The following is a 22,873-nucleotide window of genomic DNA, read 5'->3' on the forward strand; positions in this document are numbered from 1 at the left end:
TCCGCATCACCCCGGCGCGCGCGGCTACACCACGTTCTTCTCCACGATGGGCCGGTTTTCAAGCACGCGCGTGAAGCTCAACGAATCCAGATCGAGTGTGGTGTAGCGGCCATGCAGAATCAGTTCGCTGATGCCGCGCCCCGTTGCCGGGCCTTGCTGCAAACCGTGTCCGCTAAAACCGTTGGCGAAAATGCAATTATCGACATCCGGGTGATAGCCGATGATCGCGTTCTGATCCAGCACGTTGTATTCGTAATAGCCGGACCAGCAGTTCTGCACACGCAGCGCCTCGAATTGCGGCACACGATGCGCGAGCGTCGGCCAGATCACGTCGTCGAAGAGAGCATGATCGACCTCGTCGAGTGGCAGATCGTCAGGGTCGTTATCCGCTGACGGCGACGTGCCGCAGATAAACGATTTGCCTTCAGGACGGAAATACACGCCGCTCGGATCGATCAGCAACGGACACCGTTCGAGCTGCCCCGGCGACGTGACGTTGAAAATACTGCGGCGCCGCGCGTAGACGGGGATGTCGATGCCGACCATTTGCGCGACTTTGCGCGACCACGCGCCGGCGGCATTGACCACCACGTCGCAAGCATAGGTCTCGCCGTTCGCGGTCTGCACTTGCGTGACGCGTTTGCCATCGCGATGGATGGCGGCGACATCAGCGGCGACGTAGCGCGCACCAAGTGACTGCGCCTTCTTGCGCAGCGCCTGCACGAGTCCGTAGCCGTCGAACCAGCCCTCACCACTTTCACCGTATGCGCCAGCCACGAGGTCTTCCGTGTTGAGCCAGGGAAAGCGCGCTTGCAACGCGTGGCTGTCGAGCAGACTGATATCGGCGCCGAGACTCGTTTGCAGCGCGTGGTTCTCGCGCAGCGTCGTCTCGCCGGCGGGCGTCGCGAGGAATAGATAGCCGCCTTCGTGCAGATCGATCGACGGCTTGGCGCCGTCGACCTCGAGCCGTTCGCCGATCGAGCGCAGAAACTCGATGCCGAACAACGACATCTGAATGGACAGCGGTGTGGAGAATTGCTGACGGATCGACGCCGCCGACAATGCCGACGACGAGCGCGCATAAGTCGGATCGCGTTCGATCACCGTGACGCTGACTGTCGGATCGGACAGCCGCAAGAAATACGCAATCGAGCTGCCGATCACCCCACCGCCGACGATCACGACTTTGGAACTCACGTCTTACTCCACGAGTAGCGTGGCCGCTCGCAAACGCCGGCGGCGCAAACGGATTGCTGAAGAAGGTTGTGTAAAGCCGCAGCGGCGCAAGAATGCGCCGCTGCTTTTTTGGCCGGTCGAGCGAACGGTATCAGCCGATATTGAAGTCGATACCCTGCGCGAGCGGCAGCGCCGACGAGTAGTTCACCGTGTTGGTGGCACGGCGCATATAGGCCTTCCACGCATCCGAACCCGACTCGCGGCCGCCGCCGGTTTCCTTCTCGCCGCCGAACGCGCCGCCGATTTCCGCGCCGCTCGGTCCGATGTTGACGTTCGCGATGCCGCAGTCGCTGCCCGAGTCGGACAGGAAGCGCTCCGCTTCGCGCAGATCGGTCGTGAACACGCATGACGACAGACCGTGCACCGCCGCGTTGTTCGCCTCGACTGCGTCGGCGAAATCGGTGTAGCGCAACACGTACAGAATCGGCGCGAAGGTTTCCTTCAGCACCACCGACGTTTGCGACGGCATTTCGACGATCGCCGGACGCACGTAGTAGCCGTTTTCATAGCCCTTCACGTCGACGCGTTCGCCGCCGAACACTTTGCCGCCTTCGGCCGTGGCCTGTTGCAGTGCTTCCTGCATGCGGCCATACGATTGCTTGTCGATCAGCGGACCCATCAGTGTGCCCTTTTCGAGCGGATTGCCGATCGGCACCTTGCTGTACAACTGCTTCAGACGCTCGATGGTTTTGTCGTACACGCTCTCATGCACGAACAGACGGCGCAGCGACGTGCAACGCTGGCCCGCCGTGCCCACTGCCGAAAACAGAATGCCGCGCATGGCGAGTTCGTGATCCGCGGTTTGCGTGACGATGCCCGCGTTGTTGCCGCCGAGTTCGAGCAGCGAGCGGCCGAAGCGCTTCGCCACTTCCACGCCGACCGTGCGGCCCATTTCCGTGCTGCCCGTCGCGCTGACGATCGACGCGCACGGATCGGCCACCAGCTTCGCGCCCACGTCGCGGCCGCCGTTGATCAAGGCGGTGAGGCCGGCTGGCGCGTCGCCGAACTCTTGCAGCGCTTCGCTGAGAATCTGATTGACGGCGAGCGCGGTGAGCGGCGTCTTTTCCGACGGCTTCCAGATCACCGCATTGCCGCAGACCAGCGCGAGCGCCGCATTCCACGACCACACCGCGGCCGGAAAATTGAACGCCGAGATCACGACGCAGGTGCCCATGGGATGCCACGTCTCCGCCATGCGATGCCCCGGACGCTCCGAGGCGATCGTCAGACCGTACAACTGACGCGACAGACCGACCGCGAAATCGCAGATGTCGATCATTTCCTGCACTTCGCCCAAGCCTTCCTGAAGAATCTTGCCGGTCTCGAGCGTGATGATGCTGCCGAGCGCCTGCTTTTTCTCGCGCAGACGATTGCCGAGCAAACGCACCAGTTCGCCGCGCCGCGGCGCGGGGACGTTGCGCCAGGCGGTGTACGCCTCTTTCGCCTGGGCGAGGGCCGTGTCGACTTCCGCCACCGTATTGCTGGCCACGCGGCCAATGAGGTCACCGGTGATGGGCGAGTGAACCGCGATGTCGCCGGCTTGCGCGGCGTGGGCGATGCCGAGGTCGGCGAGGATGCTGGAAGCGTCCATGAGAATCCCTTTAATTTCCGATGCGAAACAAGAGTAAGTTCGGAAACTATACACGCGGGTTTTTGCGGCGGCAAGGGTATTTGCCCGGAGCCGGTCGGCGGAAAGCTCGGGAAGGCTTGCTCTGCATGGACTGGCTAGCACGTCGAGCCCGACGCGCCGTACGTTGCCGGCACCGGCACGAACCGCGCGCCAGCACGCCAGCACGCCAGCCCTGCCGCGCTCGTTTCTTATTGGAAATACGAGGCCTCTGACTTCGACGCGTTCGCACGGGCCGCGCTGGCGGCGCCTTGGCGCAACCGGGCCGACAACGCGCAGGAGTGAACGTCAACGGACGTCGGCCTCAAATGCCCGCCATCAGCCTGTCGACCAGCACACGCGCGAACGGCGGCAGGTCCTTGAGGCTGCGCACGCAGATCTTGAGCTTGCGCTCCGCCCACGGGTCGTTCAGTCCGACCGTGGCGATCTGCATCGTCTTTTTGTGCCGCAGCGCGACCGATTCCGGCACGATGCCGATGCCCACGCCCGCTTCGATCATCCGGCAAGCAGCTTCGAAATTGCCGACCTGAATGCGCAGTTTCAGCCGCGCGCCGAGCGCATCGGCGGCACTGGTGATGAACGCGTGGATCGCGCTCGACGTCGGCAAGCTCACGAAATTGGCCGTGAGCACTTGCGCAAAGTCGACCGACGCCAGACGTGCCAAAGGATGATCGCGTGACGTGACCAGCACGAGCCGGTCGTCGCGATACGGCAGCATTTCCAGATGCTCCGCATGCACATTGCCCGCGACGATGCCGATATCCGTCGCGCTGTCCGCCACGCCTTTGACGATTTCGCCGCTCAACACTTCGCGCAGATCGATGTTGACGTCCGGATGATCGCGCAAAAAATGGCTCAGCACGGCCGGCATGAACTCGCTGATCGCGGTGGTGTTGGCCCAGATGCGCACGTGTCCCTTGATGCCTTCGCCGTACTCCTGCATGTCGCCGGCCAGATGCTCGACCCGTTCGAGCACGAGCCGCGCGTGATGCACGAAGGCTTCGCCCGCGGGCGTCAGCGTCACGCCCTGGCTGGTGCGATAGAGCAGCTTGAAACCCAGTTGTTCCTCGAGATTCTTGACCCGGTTGCTTGCCGCCGGCGCCGACAGATGCGAGCGCTCCGCCGCGCGCGCGAGGTTTTGCGTGTCGGCGATATTGAGGAGCAAGCGCAAGTCCACGAAATCGAAATGCATGATGAAGGCCTGGGTTGAAGCGCCGCTGGGCGCTCGCAAGACAAAGGCCAATCTTAACCGGGCGTGAAGGAAGCGCTAAACCGTTTCGGCAGAGCCGCCGGTCTCGCCCGCAACTTCATGCATTAGACGCAGCGATACAGGTAAGCGTTGAACCGCTTACCGCTCGCGCTCCGACCTTCATGCCCGGATCGGCGCGCGCGAACTTATCGATTCCCTGCAATGCGCTCTCCCGCCCCCTCCGCGCTGCGTTGCACGGATTCTGGGCGGCGCATCTGACGCCCCGCAAGACGCGTTTACGCGCCGCCACACAGTGTCAGGCATAGCACTTGCTTTAACTTGCGGCTCGACAGTACGACAACCCATGGCAATTTAGCCCACGTCCCTGTCACGGCCGGCGCCACGAATACCCGAGGCCCAGTCCAACCGAATATTTCAGGCATAAGCAATATGAGTCGCGTATTACTGGTCGACGACCAACCCGAGGCATTGTCCGCGCTGCGCGCCGTGCTGGTCGGCCGCGGTTACACGGTCGCCACGGCGGCGGACGGCGCCGAAGCTTTTGAACGACTGCAACGCACGCGCGTGAGCGCCGTGGTGTGTGACTGGCGTATGCCCAACATGGACGGCGCCGAACTGATCGAATCGATGCAGGCCCGCAGTGAACTGGCGTCCGTACCCGTCATTCTGACGAGCGGCAGCGGCGAAGCGCCTGCCTTACCCGTCAAAGGCTTTCTCAGGAAACCGTTCGCACTGGACAAGCTGCTTTCGTTGCTGGCCGAATGCGAAAGCGATGCGGCGGCACCGGCCGTCTGCTGAACGCTTTACGTCCGCGGCGCAAGCGTCGTCGATACACGCGCCAGCCAGAAGCGCGCACAAAAGCGGGGCACGCGCTGGTCCGCGAGCGCAGTGGTGCGGCATCGAGGTGCGGTTCCTTTGGAGCGCGATCGCGTCTGAAAGAGCGAATCGACGGACCGCGCTCATGCGCTCAATTGCCTATACCGACTTCTCGAACAACTCTCCCGCTGGCGTCAGATCGGCATCGGGCGAGATGTCCTCGAGCGTCTGCTGACTCGTCTCGATCCGCAGCGCGAGGATCGCCACGCTCAGCAACAGCAGCACCCCGCCGACCATAGTCAGCACGCCGGTCACGCCGAAGTGCGTGTACAACAACAGCGCCACATAAGGCGTGGACATGGACGCGGCGCGTCCGCATGTGCCGGCGACACCCGTTCCCCGCAGCCGATGCGCAGTCGGAAACAACTCCGGGATGTAGCCGAACAGTCCCAGCGTGCAGACCGTATAGATCGCCGTCACCAGCGCGAACCCAACCACGGAAATCGCCGCCGGCGTCCGCATCTGCACGTACACGAAGCCGAGCGCGATCGTCACGAGCGAGAACAGCACGATGCCGTTGCGCCGGCCAATCCGATCCGTGACCAGATACCCGACCACCGCGCCGGCCGGCGCGCCGAACGACATCAACAGCACGAATCCCAGCGACTGCACGATCGTCAGCCCTTCCTTGACGAAGAACGTCGGCAACCACGCGACGAACCCATACAGCGACATGTTGATCGCCATGCAGGTCAGCGCCGCCACCAGCGTGCGGCCGATCATGCCGCGCGCGAACAGCGCCGAGAACGGCGCGGCCGGCACCTCATGACTCATCACGCGCGCCACCGGCGGCAACTTGCCGACACGCGCTTCGACTTGCCGCTCGATCGCCGACACCGTCGCCTCGGCCTCGTCGAGCCGTCCGACCGTCTCCAGCCAGCGCGGCGATTCCGGCATCCGATGCCGCAGAAACCACACGACGAGCGCACCGATCCCGGCAATCGCAAACATGTAGCGCCAGCCCAGATGCGGGATCACCCAATAGCCGATCGCCGTCGCGCCGAGCAGGCCGGAATTGATGATCAACGCAAGCAGCGAAGTCCAGCGTCCGCGCGTGGCCGGCGGCACGAATTCGCATAACGTCCCGGCCGCCACCACCAGTTCCGCGCCGAGCCCCACGCCCATGATGAAACGCAGCAGAATCAGCCAGTAGATATTCGGCGCAAAACACGCGGCAATCGACGCGAGGCCGAAAATCGCCAGGTTCGCCTGATACGAATAACGCCGGCCGAACCGGTCGCCGAGATAACCGGACAGACCCGCGCCGATCATCATGCCCATGAAGGTCGCGGAGATGAAAAACGAACCGAGCCTTAGATCGGTGAAGCCGCTCTTGACCATCGCGGCTAACGCGCCGTTGGCCAGATAGATATCGAATGCGTCGAGGAAAGCGCCCGCGCCGATCAGGCCGAGAATGTTCCAGTGGAAACGGGTGATGGGCAGGCGGTCGAGCCGCGCGCCGGAATTGACGGTTGCCAAATTGTGTCTCCTCGTGGTCCGTGCGCGGCTGGACCGCGCACGCAAAACAGTTATGCATGGCTGTCTTTATATGGCGACGGCTCTATGCATGGTCTTGGGTAACGCGGCGCGAGTGCGCCCCTCCGCGTGACGTCAAGATTGCGTCACGCCGCTTCTTCAGGGAATTGGCATTATTGGAAGCCGATGTTTCGTCGCGGTTAATGGCCAGGCCGCGCCTATGCATCGGCGATTCGCTGGCCTCGGCCTATGCGCCCGCCAGGATCCTTCGCGCCTTCAGAATCACCGGCATATCGACCATCTTGCCGTCCACCGCCACCGCCGCGCCGTGACTTGTTTCCACCGCGGCCAGCACACGTTGCGCCCATGCCTTGTCCGCTTCGCTCCACGCATAGGCGCGATGCACCGCATCGATCTGCTTCGGATGAATGCACAGCTTGCCGCCGAAGCCGAAGCGGCGCCCGCGGCGAGCGTCGGCTTCGATACTGTCGGCGTCGCTGATGGTGGTCGATACGCCGTCCACCGGCGCGCCGATCCCGGCAAGCCGCGAGGCCAGCACGATCTGCGAGCGGAACAGATGCAGTTCCTCGCCGTCGCCGTCGATACCGAGATCGATCTGAAAATCCAGTGTACCGAACACGATGCGCTGCACGCGCGGCGCGGCGCACAACACCGCGAGGCTCGCAAATCCGCGCGCCGTTTCGACGATCGGCAACACGCTCAGTGTGGAATGCGCCGTCGCCAGCACTACGTCGATCTGTTCACGCGTCTCCGCTTTAGGCAACACGATCCCGGCGACCCCCGGTTGCCCGGCGAGCGCGGCGACATCCTCGTCGAACCACGACGTGTCCGAGCCGTTGATGCGCACCCATGCAGGCCGCGATGCATCGCCCGATACAGCGGCCAGCACTGCCGCGCGCGCCGCCGGCTTTTCATCGGGCTGCACGGCATCTTCGAGATCGAGAATCACCGCGTCCGCGCCGGCCACGTGCGCTTTTTCGAAGCGCTCAGGGCGATTGCCCGGCACGAACAGATAGGAACGCGGCAGCGCGACGCTCATGCGGCCACCGTCGCGTTGGACTCTGCTTCGAAGACCGACCCGACCTGCGTTTGCCCCGCGATTTGCCACGCGTTGCCGAGCAATCGCGCGGCCTCGCCTTCGGTGGCCGCGCCCGCAAACGCCGCCAGTCGATGTAGTTTGGTGGCGATCTCATCGCGTGACAGCGTATTGCCTGGGTCGCCTTTCGGTTCGTCGACGCGGCCCGTGAACGTGCGGCCGTCGGTGGTCGTGACCGTCACCTTGCCGATCCAGCGCGCGGGATAGGCGGCATCGACTTCGGCGTCGAAGGCCATCTCGACGTTGTCGCGGAAGGCGGCGATCGCGTCCGCGTCGAAACCCTGCTCGAATTCGGTCACGCCCGCATAACCGTGATGCGCGACGAGTCCCAGCACCGTGCCCATGTTGAACTTCGCCTGATGCACCGTGCGCGGCGTGACGACCGCGCCGAGCACGTCGATCGCGCCTTGATGGACGTGCGCCACGACCTTCGCGATATCACGCGGTGCGAGACGGTGTTCCTGCACCACGGCGAGCAACGCGTCGGCGGCGGGATGTGTATGACGGCACGCCGCGTGATATTTAAACGACGTCTCCGCCGTCGCCCACCGGGTGCCCAGGCGGTCGACGAGGCGCGCCGGATCCGCGTCGCTCGACATGCCCGCCGCCATGCCTTGCGCGCCTTCGAGAATGTGCGTCGCGCCCTTGAAGCCGTCGGCCGCGAGTTGCGCGGCCATCAGTCCGTTGGCCGCGGCCATGGCCGTGTGCAGTTGCTTCGAGTCGGCGGCGTCGCGCAGAAACTCCCACAGGCCGCTTGCCTGCGTGCCCGCCGAGCCGAACGCGTCGAGCATCTGCGCCGGCGACAAACCGAGCAGCCGTCCCGCCGTGGCGGCCGCCGCCAGCGTGCCGGCCGTGCCAGTAGTGTGAAACACCTTGTAGTGCGAGCGACCCAGAAACTCGCCGATGCGGATGCCGACTTCGTAGCCCGCGACCGCCGCCGCGATCAAATCGCGGCCCGACGCGCGACGAGCTTGTGCCAGCGCGAGCGCCACCGGAAAGACGACCGTCGCGGGATGAAACACCGAGCCGTTGTGCACATCGTCCTGTTCGGCGAAGTGCGACGCCGCGCCGTTGATCATCGCCGCGAAATACGGCGTGGTGCGGCTGCGGTCGATCAACACTTCGCTCGGGCCGTCGTTCGACGCGCCGCCAGCCTGGCGCGCAAACCGCGCGATCGTCTCGACCGGCCGCGCGCCCTTGCCGGCCAACGCCGAACCGAGCCAGTCGACGTAGAGGTTGACGGTGCGCTCGACCACTGCGTGCGGGATGCTGTCGAAGTCGAGTTGAGCGGCGAAGGTGGCAAGCGTCAGACTGGGATGGTCGTTCATGATGAGGTCGCGTGGTATTCGTTCAGGTCGCCGGGGTGGCATCGCTCACGCGCCGGCACAGCAAACATTCAGATCGTGCCGGCGGCTCGCAGCGCGTCGATACGCGCGCTGTCGTAACCGAGTTCGCGCAGGATCGCGTCGGTATGCTCGCCGAGCGCGGGAACCGGGTCCATGCGCGGCTCGAAGTCCGCCGGCAAACCTGGCGGCAACAAGGCGGGCACCACGCCCGCCGCCGTGCCGACTTCATGCCAGCGCTCGCGCGCCTTCAACTGCGGATGCGCCCATACGTCGCCGAGCGTGTTCATCTGCGCGTTGGCGATGCCGGCGTCATCGAGCCGTTCGATGACCTGCGCCGCGCTCAGTTTCGCAAAGGCCGCGACGATCACCTCGCGCAAGGCGTCACGCGCGGACGTGCGTTTCGAGTTCGAGTTGAAGCGCTCGTCCGCGGCGAGTTCCGGCTGCACCAGCACGCGCTCGCAGAAGAGCTTCCATTCACGTTCGTTTTGCAGACCGAGCATCACCGTCTTGCCGTCGCCGGCGGGGAACGGTCCGTACGGATAGATCGTCGCGTGTGCCGCACCGGAGAGCGCGGGCGGCGGTTGACCGTCGATTGCGTAATAGAGCGGATAACCCATCCACTCGACCATGCTCTCCAGCATCGACACGTCGATGCGGCAACCGCGCCCCGTGCGGCCGCGCAAGAGCAGCGCGCTCAGAATGTTCGAATACGCGTACATGCCCGCCGCGATATCGGCAATCGAGCATCCCGCTTTGGCCGGCTCGTCCGGCGACCCGGTGATCGACAGAAAACCGGATTCGCTCTGGATCAACAGGTCGTAGGCTTTCTTGTCGCGGTAGGGGCCGTCGGAACCATAGCCGGAAATATCGCAGACGATCAGCTTTGGATACTTCGTGCTCAGCGTGTCGTAACCGAGACCGAGCCGGTCCGCGGCGCCGGGCGCGAGGTTCTGCACCAGCACGTCCGCGTCCGCGACCAATGCGTCGAGAATCTCCGTCGCGGCGGGCTGCTTCAGATCGAGCGCAAGACTCTCCTTCGAGCGATTGGTCCAGACGAAATGCGACGACAGTCCATGTACGCGCTCGTCGTAGCCGCGCGCAAAGTCGCCGACGCCGGGTCGCTCGATCTTGATCACCCGCGCGCCGAGATCCGCCAGTTGGCGCGTACAGAACGGCGCGGCGATCGCATGTTCGAGCGTGACGACTTTGATTCCGTCGAGTGGTCTCATGGTGTTTGCGCCCGAAAGTCAGAATGAACGCGGCAGCCCGAGAATATGCTCGGCCACGTACGAAAGAATCAGGTTGGTGGAAATCGGCGCGACCTGGTAAAGACGCGTTTCGCGGAATTTGCGCTCGACGTCGTACTCGCACGCAAAGCCGAAGCCGCCGTGAAATTGCAGACACGCGTTGGCCGCTTCCCACGAAGCATCGGCGGCGAGCAGCTTTGCCATGTTCGCCTGGGCGCCACACGGTTCATGCGCGTCGAAACGGCGCGCCGCCTCGAAGCGCATCAGGCTGGCCGCCTCGACATTGATGAACGAGCGCGCGATCGGAAACTGCACGCCCTGGTTCTGGCCGATCGGACGGCCGAACACGATGCGCTCTTTCGCGTATTCGGTGACCTTGTCGACGAACCAGTAGCCGTCGCCGATACATTCGGCGGCAATCAGCGTGCGCTCCGCATTCAGGCCGTCGAGGATGTACTTGAAGCCCTGCCCTTCTTCGCCGATCAGATTCTCGGCGGGGATTTCAAGGTTATCGAAGAACAGTTCGTTGGTCTCGTGATTGACCATGTTCAGAATCGGCTGCACCGTCATGCCGTGTCCGATCGCTTCACGCAGATCGACGATAAAAATCGACATGCCTTCCGATTTCTTCTTCACATCCGACAGCGGCGTGGTACGCGCGAGCAGAATCATCAGGTCCGAATGCTGCACGCGCGAGATCCACACCTTCTGGCCGTTGATCACATAGCGGTCGCCGCGTCGCTCGGCGGTGGTCTTGATCTTCGTGGTGTCCGTGCCGGTGGACGGCTCCGTCACGCCCATGGATTGCAGACGCAAGTCGCCGCACGCGATCTTCGGCAGATACTTTTGCTTCTGCTCTTCGGAACCATGGCGCAGCAGCGTGCCCATGTTGTACATCTGGCCGTGGCAGGCGCCCGAGTTGCCGCCGGCGCGATTGATTTCCTCCATAATGACCGACGCTTCCGTCAGCCCCAGCCCCGAGCCGCCAAAGTCCTGCGGAATCAGCGCGGCCAGCCAGCCGGCTTTGGTGAGCGCGTCGACGAATGCTTCCGGATAACCGCGTGCTTCGTCGATCTTGCGGAAATACTCGCCGGAAAATTGCTGGCACAGATCGCGTACGGCTTCGCGAATGTCCTGGAAGGAATCCTGCTGCGTGGTTTGCATTAATCGAATCTCTTGTAGGTCAGGCGAAGCTCAGGCAATGGCCGCCGTGGCGCGCATGGTCAAATAGCCTTCGTGGTCTTTGGCCCATAGCTCGATGAGCTTGCCGTCCGCGGAAGGCTTGCCGCACACCGTGAAAGGCTGGCCTGCGAAGGTCGGACGCACTGCCTTGAAGGCGAAACTTTGCAGCGTGGCGTCCGGTTGTTCGCGGCGCACCAGGTCGACCAGCAGCGTTGCAATCAACGGACCGTGAACGATCAGGCCTGGATAGCCTTCGACTTCCGTGACGTAAGGATAGTCGTAGTGGATACGGTGGCCGTTGAAGGTCAGCGCCGAGTAGCGGAACAGCATGACAGCGTCGGCGTCGATCGTGCGGCGCCAGGTTTCGCCTTCCGGCGCGAGTTGCGGCTGCGGGGGCCGCGCGCCTTCCTGCGGCGCGTCGCGATAGACGATGTCGTGCTCTTCTTCGAGCTTCAGTTCGCCACCTGCTTCGATGGTGTGCTGCACCGTGACGAACACGAGACGGCCGGACCGGCCGGTCTTGTCTTCGATATTGGCGATCGTCGAAGTGCGCGTGGCATGCTCGCCCACCTTGAGCGGCGCGTGAAAGGTCAACCGGCCGCCGGCCCACATGCGACGCGGAAGCGGCACGGGCGGCAGAAAACCGCCGCGCTTCGGATGGCCGTCCGGGCCGACTTCGGACATCGGCGCAACCGGCAGAAAGTACAGCCAGTGCCAAAGCGGCGGCACGCTGTCGCCGTTTTCCTCGCGATCGAGCGTGGCGGCCATCGCCTTCAGGGGAAAGGAAGTGATGTCGTCTTTGGCGACCTCCTCCTTGTCAAGCCAGTCGTCGAGTTTCTGCGGGGAAGCAGACATGGGCACAGTCTCCGGATACGCGCATTGGGTTTAATAGGGTCCTACTATGAACGACGCGGCACATCCCGCGAAGTTTGCATTTTCGAAGCGGGCGTTTGGATTTGCTTAAGGCTCGCGGGGCCGCCGTGTGGCGGGCGCTGCCGCCGGATCGCTCTGAACATGATGCGCTCGTTGCCGAGGCGCCGGCCGTGAACAGCACGGAATTGAAAAGCAAGAGTCGGAGTGCGCGGCATGGCGCGCGTGCTTACACTCAATCATCGTTCTGGTGATTGCTTTATGGAGATGGCTTATGGACACGGTTGCGAAGGGTACGCAGTCCCACTCGCTGGCATTGGATTTGGATTGGAAACCCGGTGCGGGACGGAAGCCGGACGTGAAAGGCGCTGAGGCACCAGCGCACCGCTCGCTTGCGCAGCGTGTCGGCGCGATCACCTGGTTCGATGTCGAAGAAGGCTTGAACGCGTATGGCTGCGCGATGTTGCGCAATCTGTTCAGCTCAGAGGAATGCGACGCGCTGACCGCGCTCTATCCGCGCGATGCGCTGTTTCGTAGTCGTGTCGTGATGGCGCGGCACGGTTTCGGCCGCGGCGAGTACAAGTACTTTGCGTATCCGCTGCCGTCGTTGATCGGCGATTTGCGCACCGCGCTTTATCCGCGTCTCGCGCCGGTGGCGAATCGCTGGAATGAGGTGATGGGTATCGATGTCCGCTATCCCGCAGCGCACGCGGAGTTTATCGAGCGCTGTCACGCGGCCGGGCAGACGCGCCCCACGCCGTTGATGCTTCAATACGCCACCGACGACTACAACTGCCTGCATCAGGATCTCTACGGCGAACACGTGTTCCCGCTGCAGGTCGCGATTCTATTGTCCGAGCCCGGCGCGGATTTCACCGGCGGCGAATTCGTGATGACCGAGCAACGTCCGCGCATGCAATCGCGTACGGAAGTGGTGCCGCTCGGCAAGGGCGATGCGGTGGTGTTCGCGGTCCATCATCGGCCGGTTCAGGGGACGCGCGGCCCCTACCGCGTGAATCTGCGGCATGGTGTGAGCCGCTTGCGCTCCGGCCAACGGCACACGCTCGGCGTGATTTTCCACGACGCGGCCTGAGGTTTGACTTAGCTCGGCTTGACGTGCGCTACTGCGCCGCCTGCTGCTGCGCTGCGGCAAAAATTCGACAATCGCAATTTTGACCCGGTATCATCCGGGAAAACCCGAATCCGCTGGATGCGCTGCGCCACCCTTTGCAGCGCATTCGGCGTGTCTGTTCGCGTGTTATCGCCCGTCGTCGGATGGGGCTTTCAGCCGGTGATCCCGGCATGGCGGCCCAGTTCGACGATACGAAGGTGGCGGGCCCGCGCGCCCGCCCTGTCGCAATCGGCCAAAAGCCGGTGGCGGCCATTTAGCCTGGATATCATCGATCATGATTGCTGCCGCGTTTTCGCGCGTCGCCGACCGCCTGCTAGTTGCGGACCCGGGACTCGTGCGTCTCCATACCGCGCTGCGCGTTGCGCTCGCCTGCCTGCTCACCGGCGTGGTCAGCATCGCGTGGACCGTCTTCCAGGATCAGCCCATCACGCTCGCCGCGCCCGGCATTCTGTTTGCGATGGTCGCGCCGCTGTTCGTGCGCGAGGCACGGCGGACCGCCTGGTTCCGCACGCTGTTCTACCTGTATCTCTGCGCTTGCGTGTGCTTCGCTACGGCGAGCGTACTGTGCCGCTATCCGCTGGCCGGCGATGCGGGCTTCCTCGTCGTGATGTTCGCCGGCATGCTGTGCCAGGCGTACGGGCCGCGTGCATTGGGTTGCGCGATGCTGGGCGTGGTGTGCTTTTACCTCGGCCTGTATCTGCATCCTTCGACGACGCATCTCGCGCAGTCGCTCCTGCTGTCCGCGTTCGGCCCGTTGATGGTTGCACTGGTAGGCCGCGTGATCGTGCCGATGCGGACGGCGGCGAGCTTTCGACTCGCCGTTCATACGGTGACGCTGCGCGCGTCGCGTGTGCTTCACGCTCCGGCTGCCGCCGCGCATCTCTCCGCGTTGAACGAAGCCGCACTCTCACTCGAAGAACAGTTGGCGCTGCTGAATCCGTCGGATGCTGAAACGATTCGTGAACGGATCGTCGAAGTGGAAGTGGCGGCGGGGCAGCATGCGTTTGCATCAGGACCCGCGGATGGCGGCGTCAAGGCGAGTGCCGATGTATTGCGTCACGCGATTGCGCAGCTCAGGGAGATTGCGCATCGAGGCGACACGCGACGCGCTTCGTCTGCACCGGCGAGCGGTGCGGTTACGCGGACTGCGGCGCAGCGCTTTGCCGACTTGCGTAGCAAGCTCTGCTGGCTTCCCGCCACGCGCGCCACGACAGCTGCATTGCTCGCGATGCTGATCGGCCACTCGCTTTCGCCAGAGCGTTGGTTCTGGGCGGTCATCACGACGTTCGTCGTGTTTCTCGGCACGCGGTCGCGAGCGGATACGGTGTATCGCGGGGCGCAGCGCCTCGTGGGGACGTTGGCCGGCGCGCTCGTCAGCGTGTTGCTGGTCGCGCCGCTGCACGACTCGCCGGTGTTGCTCGTGGCGGCGATGGTGCTGTGCGTGTTCGGCTGGGCTTACTACATCCTGAGCGCGTATGCGCCGGGGGTGTTTTTCATCACCGTGCTCGTCGGGTTGGTCTATGGCGAACTGGGGTTCGCGATGGGGCCGCTGGTCGAGTTGCGGATCGAAGAAGTGCTGGTGGGTTGTCTCGTGTCGTTCGCCGTCGCGATTCTGATGATGCCGCTTGCAGCGACGCGGCACGTCGAGGCGAGACTAGGCGCGGTGTTGGGCGCGTTGCGGGAGGTGGTGCGCTTGGCTGGGTCGGGTGCGCGCGCGGGTGATGCGGTTGCCGCGGTGCGCAAGCTCGATCGCGGTTGGCACGATCTGCGGATCGCGCTGCGGCCCCTGCAGACGCAGCGGGTGGTGGTGTGGAATCCGGATGTCGAGTTGGCGACTGGTTCGTTGCTGTGTTGCCTGCATTGGGCGCGCGTGTTGAGTGGGTCTGCACGACGCGGTGGGTTGGAGGATGAGATGGCGCTGAATGCGGCGGAAGTAGGTGCGGCTCATGTCGCGTCGATCGTGGCGCGGCTTGATTCGTTGATTGCGCGTTATGGCGACGCGGCGGCGGGTGCTGCGCGTGGTCGGTCAGATGAGCATGTGCCGGTGATGCCTGCCGTTGATTTCGACGTGAACCAGGCATCGGCACTTGCGCAATTGGATGGCGCGGTTGCGCAGTTGTTCGATCGGTTGATGCAGCCGGTTTTGGATACGCGGCGGGTGTTCAATTGGGCGTTGAGGGGGAGGAGTGCGTAGGGCAACGCGGCAGGACTGCTTGGCTATTTAAGCGGAGAAGACCCAATACAAGAGTTTTTTCCGTTTGCATTTCCCGCTACCGGTCGAGCCCATCCACGATGAAGGCACCGGCGCTCATGTCCGAGCAGGAAACTCAAGGTCATGAACCACACCCTGTGATTTCCATTTCTGGCAACGACTCTCCAGCATCGAGGCAAGGCATCAGACAAGACTCGAAATCAGGCTGCACCCGCACGTGGCGTGATGCCCCTGCCGCGCGACGGGCGTGCCGCGATCCGTGATTTTCCTGTCGCCTTCGAGGATCATATTAGGCTGGACTTCGGGATGCAGCGGGCACTTCACGAGATCGCCCACGCGGGCCACGCGCCGTCCGGCGTAGCGCATGGTTTGCGAAGGCGGTGATGACTTCGCCGCCGTGGTCGGTGGTGTCACCGAGTCGGATTGGAGCGATCATTACTTGCCCGCTGATGGGAATGGGTTTACGAGATCGGCAGAGCGGACCCAGCCTGTTGTGACTCGTCCTCCTGAGGTCAAATCAGGATTCGCATAGCGTACGTAGGAATAAGTGCTCGATGTCGCGAGAACGACTACTACATCTCCCTCCACCAGGTACGCGCGCGTGCTATCAAAGCGTAAGCCGATTTTTTTATAGAAAGTTGATTTTTTTGAAAGTGCACGAATACCAATTGCTTCAGTTTTCTTCTCAATGGTATAGCGAACGACATACTTGTCACCTGGTCTCTTCCCAAATGAACCAACCGCCCAACCGACGCATCCAGGCGCGGGATTGTCAATACGAACTATCCGCTGGTCTTGCAGGCTATATACCGCCCCAGCCGAATCAAAGCGCCCATCTCGATCCTTATATCGATATGATTTAGGGGGAAAGGCGAAGGAAAAGGAACTTATATCACGTCCAGAATACTCCCCCTCTTTGAATGAAGACTCTCTAGCCTGGTAGAAGAAAAATTCACAATTCTTGTCACCTTCGACCGACCCATAGTAACCAATAACTCCGTCGCGCTCATTTAGCATAATCATATTTGGCGAATCGAAAATCAACAATTCAGCAGCGTTAGCCGCGCCTGAAAACGACAAAATGACTGCAGCCACCCGAGTTAATTCATTTAAATGTTGTATAGAAATCCTCCAGATTTTTTGCATAGTCCGGATTTTTTTTACGCCAGCCACCGCCGTTGTAATAAGTTGCGACATCCTCCCACCTCTTATCCTTTAAAGCCTTAACAGCTTGCGGTTTCACGTTCTTCATGAACGCCTCAAATACCTTAACCTGCTCGTCTATCCCTTTCATGTGTTCGCTTGCGAAATCCACGGCGGAAGAAAACCCACACCCGTCGAAAGCCTCACCAAGTATCTGAAACGCGCCCCACGAAGTCGACTTAGCGGCGGCCTCCATATCCAGGCTTGCAGCGCGACAGAATCTTTCATACTGGTGCAATCCGTCCTTTCCAAATCCACCTGATGCAGGACTGCAGATGTCCGGATATTTATTTGCATATGGATTTACTGGTTTATTTTTTCTATTTTTACTCTCCCCGGGCATCGTATAGGCGTAGAATTTATGCCGCTCATATAGAATTTTTGGCAAACCATTTTTATCAAAACCATGATCCGGCTCCCATTTCCCCTTACCAACAACCTCCTGCTTCGAGAGCGCCTTAATAGCCGCAGCCTCACAGCCAAGCGAATTTGCCAGATAAACGAAGTGCTCATCCGTGAACCACATTGATTTCGGGAAATTCAACCTGGAACCAAGCAAATTAAATGCAACTGTTTGCGGCTTGCCATTGTCCACCACCTTTAGGTGGTGCTCGATTGTGATTTTTGTCTTCTTTTTATGAGTTTTCTCATCCTCAGTTACGTCCTTCTTGCGTGTCGGAAAATCCTTTTTTACCTTGCCCTGTTCAGTGACCTTCTGCGACCATCCAATGTACGGTCCAAACTCATGAACCAGGCGTTCGACGGTCATGACCTCACCCTCTTTCACAACTGGAAGGTTGAGGTTCTGCTCCAGTTCCTCTTTTGGTGTCAGTTTCGTCGTCGCTTCCAGGTGGTACTCAGGACTGACAACGGTGAAGGCGCTGATGTCCTTGCTCGGGGTCACGGTCGCCTTCCATATGTACTCGCCGCGCTGGTTCTTCACCAGCACATCAATCGGCTGATTGCGCGCGGCGTTCTGGATCGTCAGGGCGTAGCCGTCCTTGTCTGTCGCTACCGGGTCGGCCTTGTTATTAACCATCGGCATAGTCGGACTCTCACCGGCGGCCGACGCCACCCCCAGTGTCGGCGCCGGAGCTATCGCAGGCGGATCATCGCTGTCTGGTCCAAGTTTCCATGCAGGCGCTTGCGGCGCACCCGTGCCCGCCCTGATCTGCACGGACAACCCTTCAATCGGTTTCTGCAGGGTATCCCTGAATACGAAGGTCACTTCCACATAGGGCGATGGCGGAGCCTTTGGGGTCGCGGGTTGATGCGTATGATGTCGATGAGGCATCTGTTACCTTTTACAAGTCACTTTAATGAGCAGGCTCGCTTCAGGCCTGCCCAGCGTCATTTTCCAGTTCGTGGTGATCGTAGGCATCTTCGACCACGCTCCAGTTACCCGCCCCGATCTCGCAGCGGACCTTCGCTGGCTCCGCCGTGCTGACGGTCAGCGTCGCACCATCGGTCAGCATCCCCTGCTGTCTGAGGGTGCCATCTGGCAGATAGATGCGATACGGCTGGTCGGCGACTGTCTGCCCGTCGCCGAAGTTTTCAGCAACCGTGCTCACATCAAACTTCTGCGTGTAAAGCTCGGCAGGGTTCTGCGCCAGCGGCGTGATGGGCATGACTGGCAACGGCATGCGCATGGACGAGGCAGTGGGTACGTCCCATGAAGGCGTCCTCTCCAGGATCGGTCCCGGCGACCCGTTAATAATCCCGCTGCCGTTGATCTGGATATATGAACCGCCCGCGCCGATCCACACTTCCTTTGACGCCGTGATGATGACTTTCCCGTCCGTGCTGCTGATAGTGAGGTCCTTCAGCGCCGCCAACGCCATCCCGTCGCCCTGCGCCTGCAACTCGATCTTGCCTCTGGCCGCGTAAAACTTCATGCCGTCCTGATAGGCGAACAGCGAGATCGAGCCCCGCACCGAAGCGTGGTACGAGCGCCCCGCTGACAGGCTGTAGTCGCGGCCCGCCGTGATCGCGTGATCGTTCATGCTGGCTTGATGCGTGCTGTCCGCCGCTGTTGTCGCCAGCCCTGCTGCGCTCGCCAGCAGCAGGTCAGGGCGGGTCATTTCCGGCGACGGATTGTCATGGGTTTGCGCGCCGCCCCTGACTGCATCGTTCTGCGTCTTGATGGTTTGCGTTGCATCGCGCTGGCTCGCCCGAGCATCCTGCGCCTTGTGCTGCTGCGCAAGCTGCGCCAGGTCCTCATGCTGTTCGCGCGCCTGCGTGAGCCGTTGCACCGTCTCGCCCATGTCCTTGACGGGGGCCGTTGCGCCCGCGCGCGTTTCGGTACTGATGACCATGCCCTGATTGGCGCGCAGCACGCCCCATGCGTCCGTCGCCAGTTCCCAGCCTTCGCCCCGCGCTTCCTTGCGCCCCTTGTTGCCGTCGATACGCGTGTTGTAGCCGACGATCAGCCGTGACTGCGCATGATCGCTGCTGACCTGAACCTGAAGTTTGCCGGGCGTGTCGTCGGCGACGATCTGGTTAGCCTGGAACCCTTTCAGTTCCTGCGTCCGCGTGCCGCTCAGTGCGTAGTTGGCTGGCAGTAACCACGGTGGCTGCCTGAGCCGGTTGACCATCCGGTCGGCAATATAGGGCTTGTCAGGGTCGCCTTCGTGGTAGTTGATCGTCACTTCCTGGCCGATACGGGGCACGTAGATCGAGCCGAACGAATTGCCCTGCCACGGCGAGGACACGCGTACCCAGCAGCTCGCGTTCTCGTCCTTCGGCCTGTCCACGTCCCACAGGTAGCAGATCTTGACCCGACCGTACGCATCGACCCAGGTCGTCTGGTCCTTGGGACCGACCACCACGGCCGTCTCGGCGTAACAGCGGGGCTTCTTCTTCGGCCTGTTCCTGAAGAACCGGTTAGGCGACTGCAGCACGAAGTCGGTCACGCACTCGAACCGGCCCGCGCCTGGTGTCTTGCCCGATATCGTCGTCTCGGTCACGTTGCGGATATCGAGTGTGGTCGACACCACCAGGTACTCGGCATTCACGTCTGCCTCCGGGTGATCCGTGAGAAAGAATGTCCTGCCGGTTTTCAGGCCGAGCAGGTTGCCCTGGCCCCTGATGCGTTCGTTGCGCGAGAAAAGCGCATGGGCGCGCACACCCGCAAGATAGTGTGCTTCCTCCAGATAGTTGTTCGGCTGGCCCGACAGACCCGTTGCGCCGGCAAGGGGCTGCGAGTAGTCGCCCCAGTGGCGTTCCTCGGCCTTGTGCAGTTCCCCGAACGCATCATGTTCCTCGACGAACTTCTGCGCTCCACGCGTATAGTCGTAATCGACTACGGTCACTCTGGCCGCCGTGACCCTGCGCGACGCCTTCAGTCTGTAGATGGTTTCCTCATCGATGCGCCCACCCTCGCGCGCGTGATAGCGGATCGAGTCATAGGCATTCCTGTGCGGCTCGTGGACACCGGGTCCGTCGCATAACACCAGCCTGTTGTTATCCTCAAAGTAGTAAATCCCCCATTCGCGCCATAGCCGGGTCAGAAAATGGAAGTCGGATTCCCACACCTGCCGTACGAAGTCGCGCAGCGGGTAGCCGCCTTTTAATCCGTGAGCGGACACCTTCACATCAAACAGGACCGGGTGCTCGCGCAGCACGTCCCGCGTGATATCCAGCACGCTCCTGTTCTGGAATATGCGGCTGCGCGAGGTCTTTGTGGTCAGCCACAGGGCGGGACGCACGACAAGGCGGTAGTACGTGTGGCGATCATCGACGCCAGTCATCTCGACTCTGGCGATGATCCCGGAAATCGTCCTGACGCCCGCTCCGACATTTCCGGCGCCGCTATCGCCAGGCATCCCCGGAATGAATGTTCCCTTCCCGTCGAACTCGATCGAGATGGTGATGTCCTTGCCGACCAGCTTGGTGGGGACGATCTGAAACCTGGTGTTGTACTGGGAAAGCCCCGGCGTGTACGTTGTCGCCATGTCCAGCGTGTATCTGTACAGCTTGCCGAGCGCCTCCGTACCCCGTAGCCGCACGGGAGACAGGACCGGCACACCGCGATCAATCGGGAACGCATTGCACGACACGCTCAGGGTGCGTGACTGGTTGGGGCTATACATGGCCCCTCCCTGGACTGACCTGATACAACCGGCTTCCGCATGACTTCATACGCCGCCCCCGTTCAAAAATTCACGTTCTCCATTATCAAAGTGACTTTTATGATGCGTATATAAGACGACTGTAAAATCTGGTCAAACCGATTAAATAGATAGGTACTTCGCATAACCAGGAAAATGCTTAATGGAAAGCAGAAATTTGGGTAACTTTTTTTGAGGTATGCGAGGACGATTCTGTGCTAGGTGAGTGGAGTGCGCCACGCCGAATTTTTCAACTACGGAAAGGGCAATCCAGGTTGTCCCAAAGGTTCATGCAGTGCCCCGGAAATCACACCCAGCGATATTCTGTCCAGTCAGCGCAGAAAAAAACTCGCACGAGGCGGGCCAAGGCAGCCATGCTTGGAACGCGCAGATACGACGGGGGTTGCTGAGGGAGCTGGATAGTCCTCAGGGACAAGTGACTTTGCAGACAGAAAGGGGGAACCGGATTCGCCCGGAAGGTTCACGCGATATGGTTGCGGGTACTAGCGCTGTCGCGCGGACATTTCTGTGGGTCGCTGCTCAAGGACTTCAATCCAAGTGCGTGCCGGGTGTAACGCGTCCCTTGCTGACGTGATGAAAGAAAGTCCAGTTGAGCCACGGCTAGGCGGCAATGTGGTCAAGTACTCTCCACGACAAACTGCCGGTTCAGCATCCTCTCGCCATCTGGTTGAAAGTATTCATTTGGGCGCAGTGTCGCGCGCGCAAAGTTATCAACAGAAATTGTTCGCAAGCCTGTGGATAACCACCCCACAACCGCCCCAACTCCTTGACGCAGAACCCTTCTTGACCACTGCGCGCAAAGCACGGAGAGCGAAGTGCGAGAGCAAGACGCGGAGCGCAACCACCAAACCTGTTGCGCTCACCAAATCCAAAGCATCAAACCGACTTCACCGCCGACCTTCCCCCCACCCGCATAAACGCACTCCGCTCAACCAGCGCCCCAAACAGCAGCCCGATCGTCGCCCACATAATCGCCTGCATGCCCAGCGCCGCGACGCGGAATTTCCACAGCAGCACCGCCGGGAAAGCCTCCGGCACTTCGTTGATCGTGGGCATCGACAACTGCACCGCGGCGATGATCACGATGAACACCGCCGCCCCCACAATCGAGCCGTTCCACGCGCCAAGCTTCATAGCCGCACGGCGCCGCACCTTGAGCGAAAACACCATCGCGGCCAGCGATATCGCAATCATCAGGAAGAACAAACCCGTCCGCGTCCCAATCGTTTCAGGGTCGCCGACCGAAGGCGGGTTCGCCGGATACTTCAGATTCGGCACGACCGCCAGCGCAATGAACGCGCCAAGCGCAAGCCACGCGGACAACGCGCGCGGGCTCAATGCGCCCACTCGTCCATAGGCGTACGCGAACACCAGCGAGAACAGCCCGCCGAATGCCGCGCCGTAAGTCACCACGCCAGTCAACAGGCCGATACCCCGCTGCGTATCGCGGCTCACAATCTCGGGTTCAGCGGCCTCGCCCTTCGCGGCGTCGGCTTTTTCTTCAAACGAAATCGCCTGATTCACCTGCGGCTCGCCCACCACCCGGGCAAAGCCGAACGTGAGCAGTCCCGCGGCGATGCCTGCAAGCATCCCGCGTACCAACAATTTACCAACCATGGTCGACTCCGTTAGTGGCAGGGAAAGCCGAGCAGATGGCGGCCGTCGTGCACGAACTCATGCACGTACATGCCCGGCACCAGCGAGGTGGCGCCCTGTTCCGCACCCACGAAGTAAAGCGCGAGCAACAACAGCAAACCGCCGAACACGACCCAGGGCAACAACTCGCGCAGCGGAATCGGCGTGGGTTGAGCAACAGGCTGGTTGGCGGGATCGAAAACAGCGTCGTTCATGATGGACATCTCCTGGGGTAACGCGCCCCGATAGTCATTGCAGAGGATTGGTGCGAAGCTCAGGTCTGGCTTTCGGCTTGTGCTGCCGATTACAGTGGCGCGACCGCGCCGGGCTCTCACCGGCTTCCGCGCTTCGCAGTCCCGCTATTCTACGCGCTA

General features: G+C 61.8%; 17 protein-coding genes, 1 pseudogene and 1 riboswitch. Of the genes and pseudogenes, 3 read left to right on the forward strand and 15 right to left on the reverse strand.

Going from position 1 to position 22,873, the window contains the following annotated elements:
• Positions 1-24 precede the first annotated feature (24 nt).
• The 3 genes from P0D73_RS10760 to P0D73_RS10770 form a co-directional block, all read right to left on the reverse strand.
• A complete protein-coding gene (locus tag P0D73_RS10760; RefSeq protein ID WP_408178608.1) occupies positions 25-1,197 on the reverse strand; it encodes an NAD(P)/FAD-dependent oxidoreductase in 1,173 nt (390 codons plus the stop codon).
• Between the two features lie 130 nt (positions 1,198-1,327).
• A complete protein-coding gene (gene amaB, locus P0D73_RS10765; RefSeq protein WP_408178607.1) occupies positions 1,328-2,827 on the reverse strand; it encodes an L-piperidine-6-carboxylate dehydrogenase in 1,500 nt (499 codons plus the stop codon).
• Positions 2,828-3,167: 340 nt separating this feature from the next.
• On the reverse strand, positions 3,168-4,055 hold the full coding sequence (locus P0D73_RS10770; RefSeq protein WP_408178606.1) for a LysR family transcriptional regulator: 888 nt from the start codon (positions 4,053-4,055) through the stop codon (positions 3,168-3,170).
• A gap of 447 nt (positions 4,056-4,502) precedes the next feature.
• Here P0D73_RS10770 and P0D73_RS10775 point away from each other — a divergent pair, with 447 nt between their 5' ends.
• On the forward strand, positions 4,503-4,871 hold the full coding sequence (locus P0D73_RS10775) for a response regulator (RefSeq protein ID WP_132383951.1): 369 nt from the start codon (positions 4,503-4,505) through the stop codon (positions 4,869-4,871).
• A 177-nt stretch (positions 4,872-5,048) separates the two neighbouring features.
• Here P0D73_RS10775 and P0D73_RS10780 read toward each other — a convergent pair whose 3' ends face one another.
• The 6 genes from P0D73_RS10780 to P0D73_RS10805 form a co-directional block, all read right to left on the reverse strand.
• Complete coding sequence (locus tag P0D73_RS10780; RefSeq protein WP_132383949.1) at positions 5,049-6,428, reverse strand: MFS transporter; 1,380 nt, start codon at positions 6,426-6,428, stop codon at positions 5,049-5,051.
• A gap of 244 nt (positions 6,429-6,672) precedes the next feature.
• Positions 6,673-7,485 carry an HpcH/HpaI aldolase/citrate lyase family protein gene (locus P0D73_RS10785; protein WP_408178605.1) on the reverse strand — a complete coding sequence of 271 codons (813 nt, stop codon included), beginning with the start codon at positions 7,483-7,485 and terminating at the stop codon, positions 6,673-6,675.
• Positions 7,482-8,870, reverse strand: a complete 1,389-nt coding sequence (locus P0D73_RS10790) for an MmgE/PrpD family protein (RefSeq protein WP_408178604.1) — start codon at positions 8,868-8,870, stop codon at positions 7,482-7,484. The genes P0D73_RS10785 and P0D73_RS10790 overlap by 4 nt, the downstream gene beginning before the upstream one ends.
• Before the next feature lie 68 nt (positions 8,871-8,938).
• Positions 8,939-10,117, reverse strand: a complete 1,179-nt coding sequence (locus tag P0D73_RS10795) for a CaiB/BaiF CoA transferase family protein (RefSeq protein WP_408178603.1) — start codon at positions 10,115-10,117, stop codon at positions 8,939-8,941.
• An 18-nt stretch (positions 10,118-10,135) separates the two neighbouring features.
• On the reverse strand, positions 10,136-11,299 hold the full coding sequence (locus tag P0D73_RS10800; protein WP_408178602.1) for an acyl-CoA dehydrogenase family protein: 1,164 nt from the start codon (positions 11,297-11,299) through the stop codon (positions 10,136-10,138).
• 30 nt (positions 11,300-11,329) lie between these two features.
• The gene (locus P0D73_RS10805) at positions 11,330-12,172 is read right to left on the reverse strand and encodes an HTD2 family dehydratase (RefSeq protein WP_408178601.1); all 843 of its coding nucleotides are present in this window, start codon (positions 12,170-12,172) and stop codon (positions 11,330-11,332) included.
• Between the two features lie 289 nt (positions 12,173-12,461).
• Here P0D73_RS10805 and P0D73_RS10810 point away from each other — a divergent pair, with 289 nt between their 5' ends.
• The gene (locus P0D73_RS10810; protein WP_408178600.1) at positions 12,462-13,280 is read left to right on the forward strand and encodes a 2OG-Fe(II) oxygenase; all 819 of its coding nucleotides are present in this window, start codon (positions 12,462-12,464) and stop codon (positions 13,278-13,280) included.
• Positions 13,281-13,593: 313 nt separating this feature from the next.
• A complete protein-coding gene (locus P0D73_RS10815) occupies positions 13,594-15,513 on the forward strand; it encodes an FUSC family protein (RefSeq protein ID WP_408178599.1) in 1,920 nt (639 codons plus the stop codon).
• 201 nt (positions 15,514-15,714) lie between these two features.
• Here P0D73_RS10815 and P0D73_RS10820 read toward each other — a convergent pair.
• The 6 genes and pseudogenes from P0D73_RS10820 to P0D73_RS10845 all read right to left on the reverse strand — a co-directional run bounded on the left by P0D73_RS10820 (position 15,715) and on the right by P0D73_RS10845 (position 22,714).
• A pseudogene (locus P0D73_RS10820) lies at positions 15,715-15,967 on the reverse strand (PAAR domain-containing protein).
• Positions 15,967-16,728: a hypothetical protein gene (locus P0D73_RS10825; RefSeq protein ID WP_408292551.1), complete on the reverse strand. Its 762-nt coding sequence runs from the start codon at positions 16,726-16,728 to the stop codon at positions 15,967-15,969. Before P0D73_RS10825 ends, P0D73_RS10820 begins: the two are co-directional and overlap by 1 nt.
• The gene (locus tag P0D73_RS10830; protein WP_408178597.1) at positions 16,637-17,968 is read right to left on the reverse strand and encodes an N-acetylmuramidase family protein; all 1,332 of its coding nucleotides are present in this window, start codon (positions 17,966-17,968) and stop codon (positions 16,637-16,639) included. Before P0D73_RS10830 ends, P0D73_RS10825 begins: the two co-directional genes overlap by 92 nt.
• Before the next feature lie 100 nt (positions 17,969-18,068).
• A complete protein-coding gene (locus P0D73_RS10835) occupies positions 18,069-20,825 on the reverse strand; it encodes a type VI secretion system Vgr family protein (protein WP_408178596.1) in 2,757 nt (918 codons plus the stop codon).
• 915 nt (positions 20,826-21,740) lie between these two features.
• Entirely contained in the window at positions 21,741-22,481 is a 741-nt protein-coding gene (locus P0D73_RS10840; protein WP_408178595.1) for a CbtA family protein, read from the reverse strand.
• A gap of 11 nt (positions 22,482-22,492) precedes the next feature.
• Positions 22,493-22,714, reverse strand: coding sequence for a CbtB domain-containing protein (locus P0D73_RS10845; RefSeq protein WP_408178594.1), 222 nt, complete (start codon positions 22,712-22,714; stop codon positions 22,493-22,495).
• Between the two features lie 2 nt (positions 22,715-22,716).
• A riboswitch (adenosylcobalamin (AdoCbl) riboswitch) is annotated at positions 22,717-22,870 on the reverse strand.
• Positions 22,871-22,873: the final 3 nt, after the last annotated feature.

This window comes from Paraburkholderia sp. RL18-101-BIB-B (assembly GCF_046026985.1).
Taxonomy (GTDB): Bacteria; Pseudomonadota; Gammaproteobacteria; order Burkholderiales; family Burkholderiaceae; genus Paraburkholderia.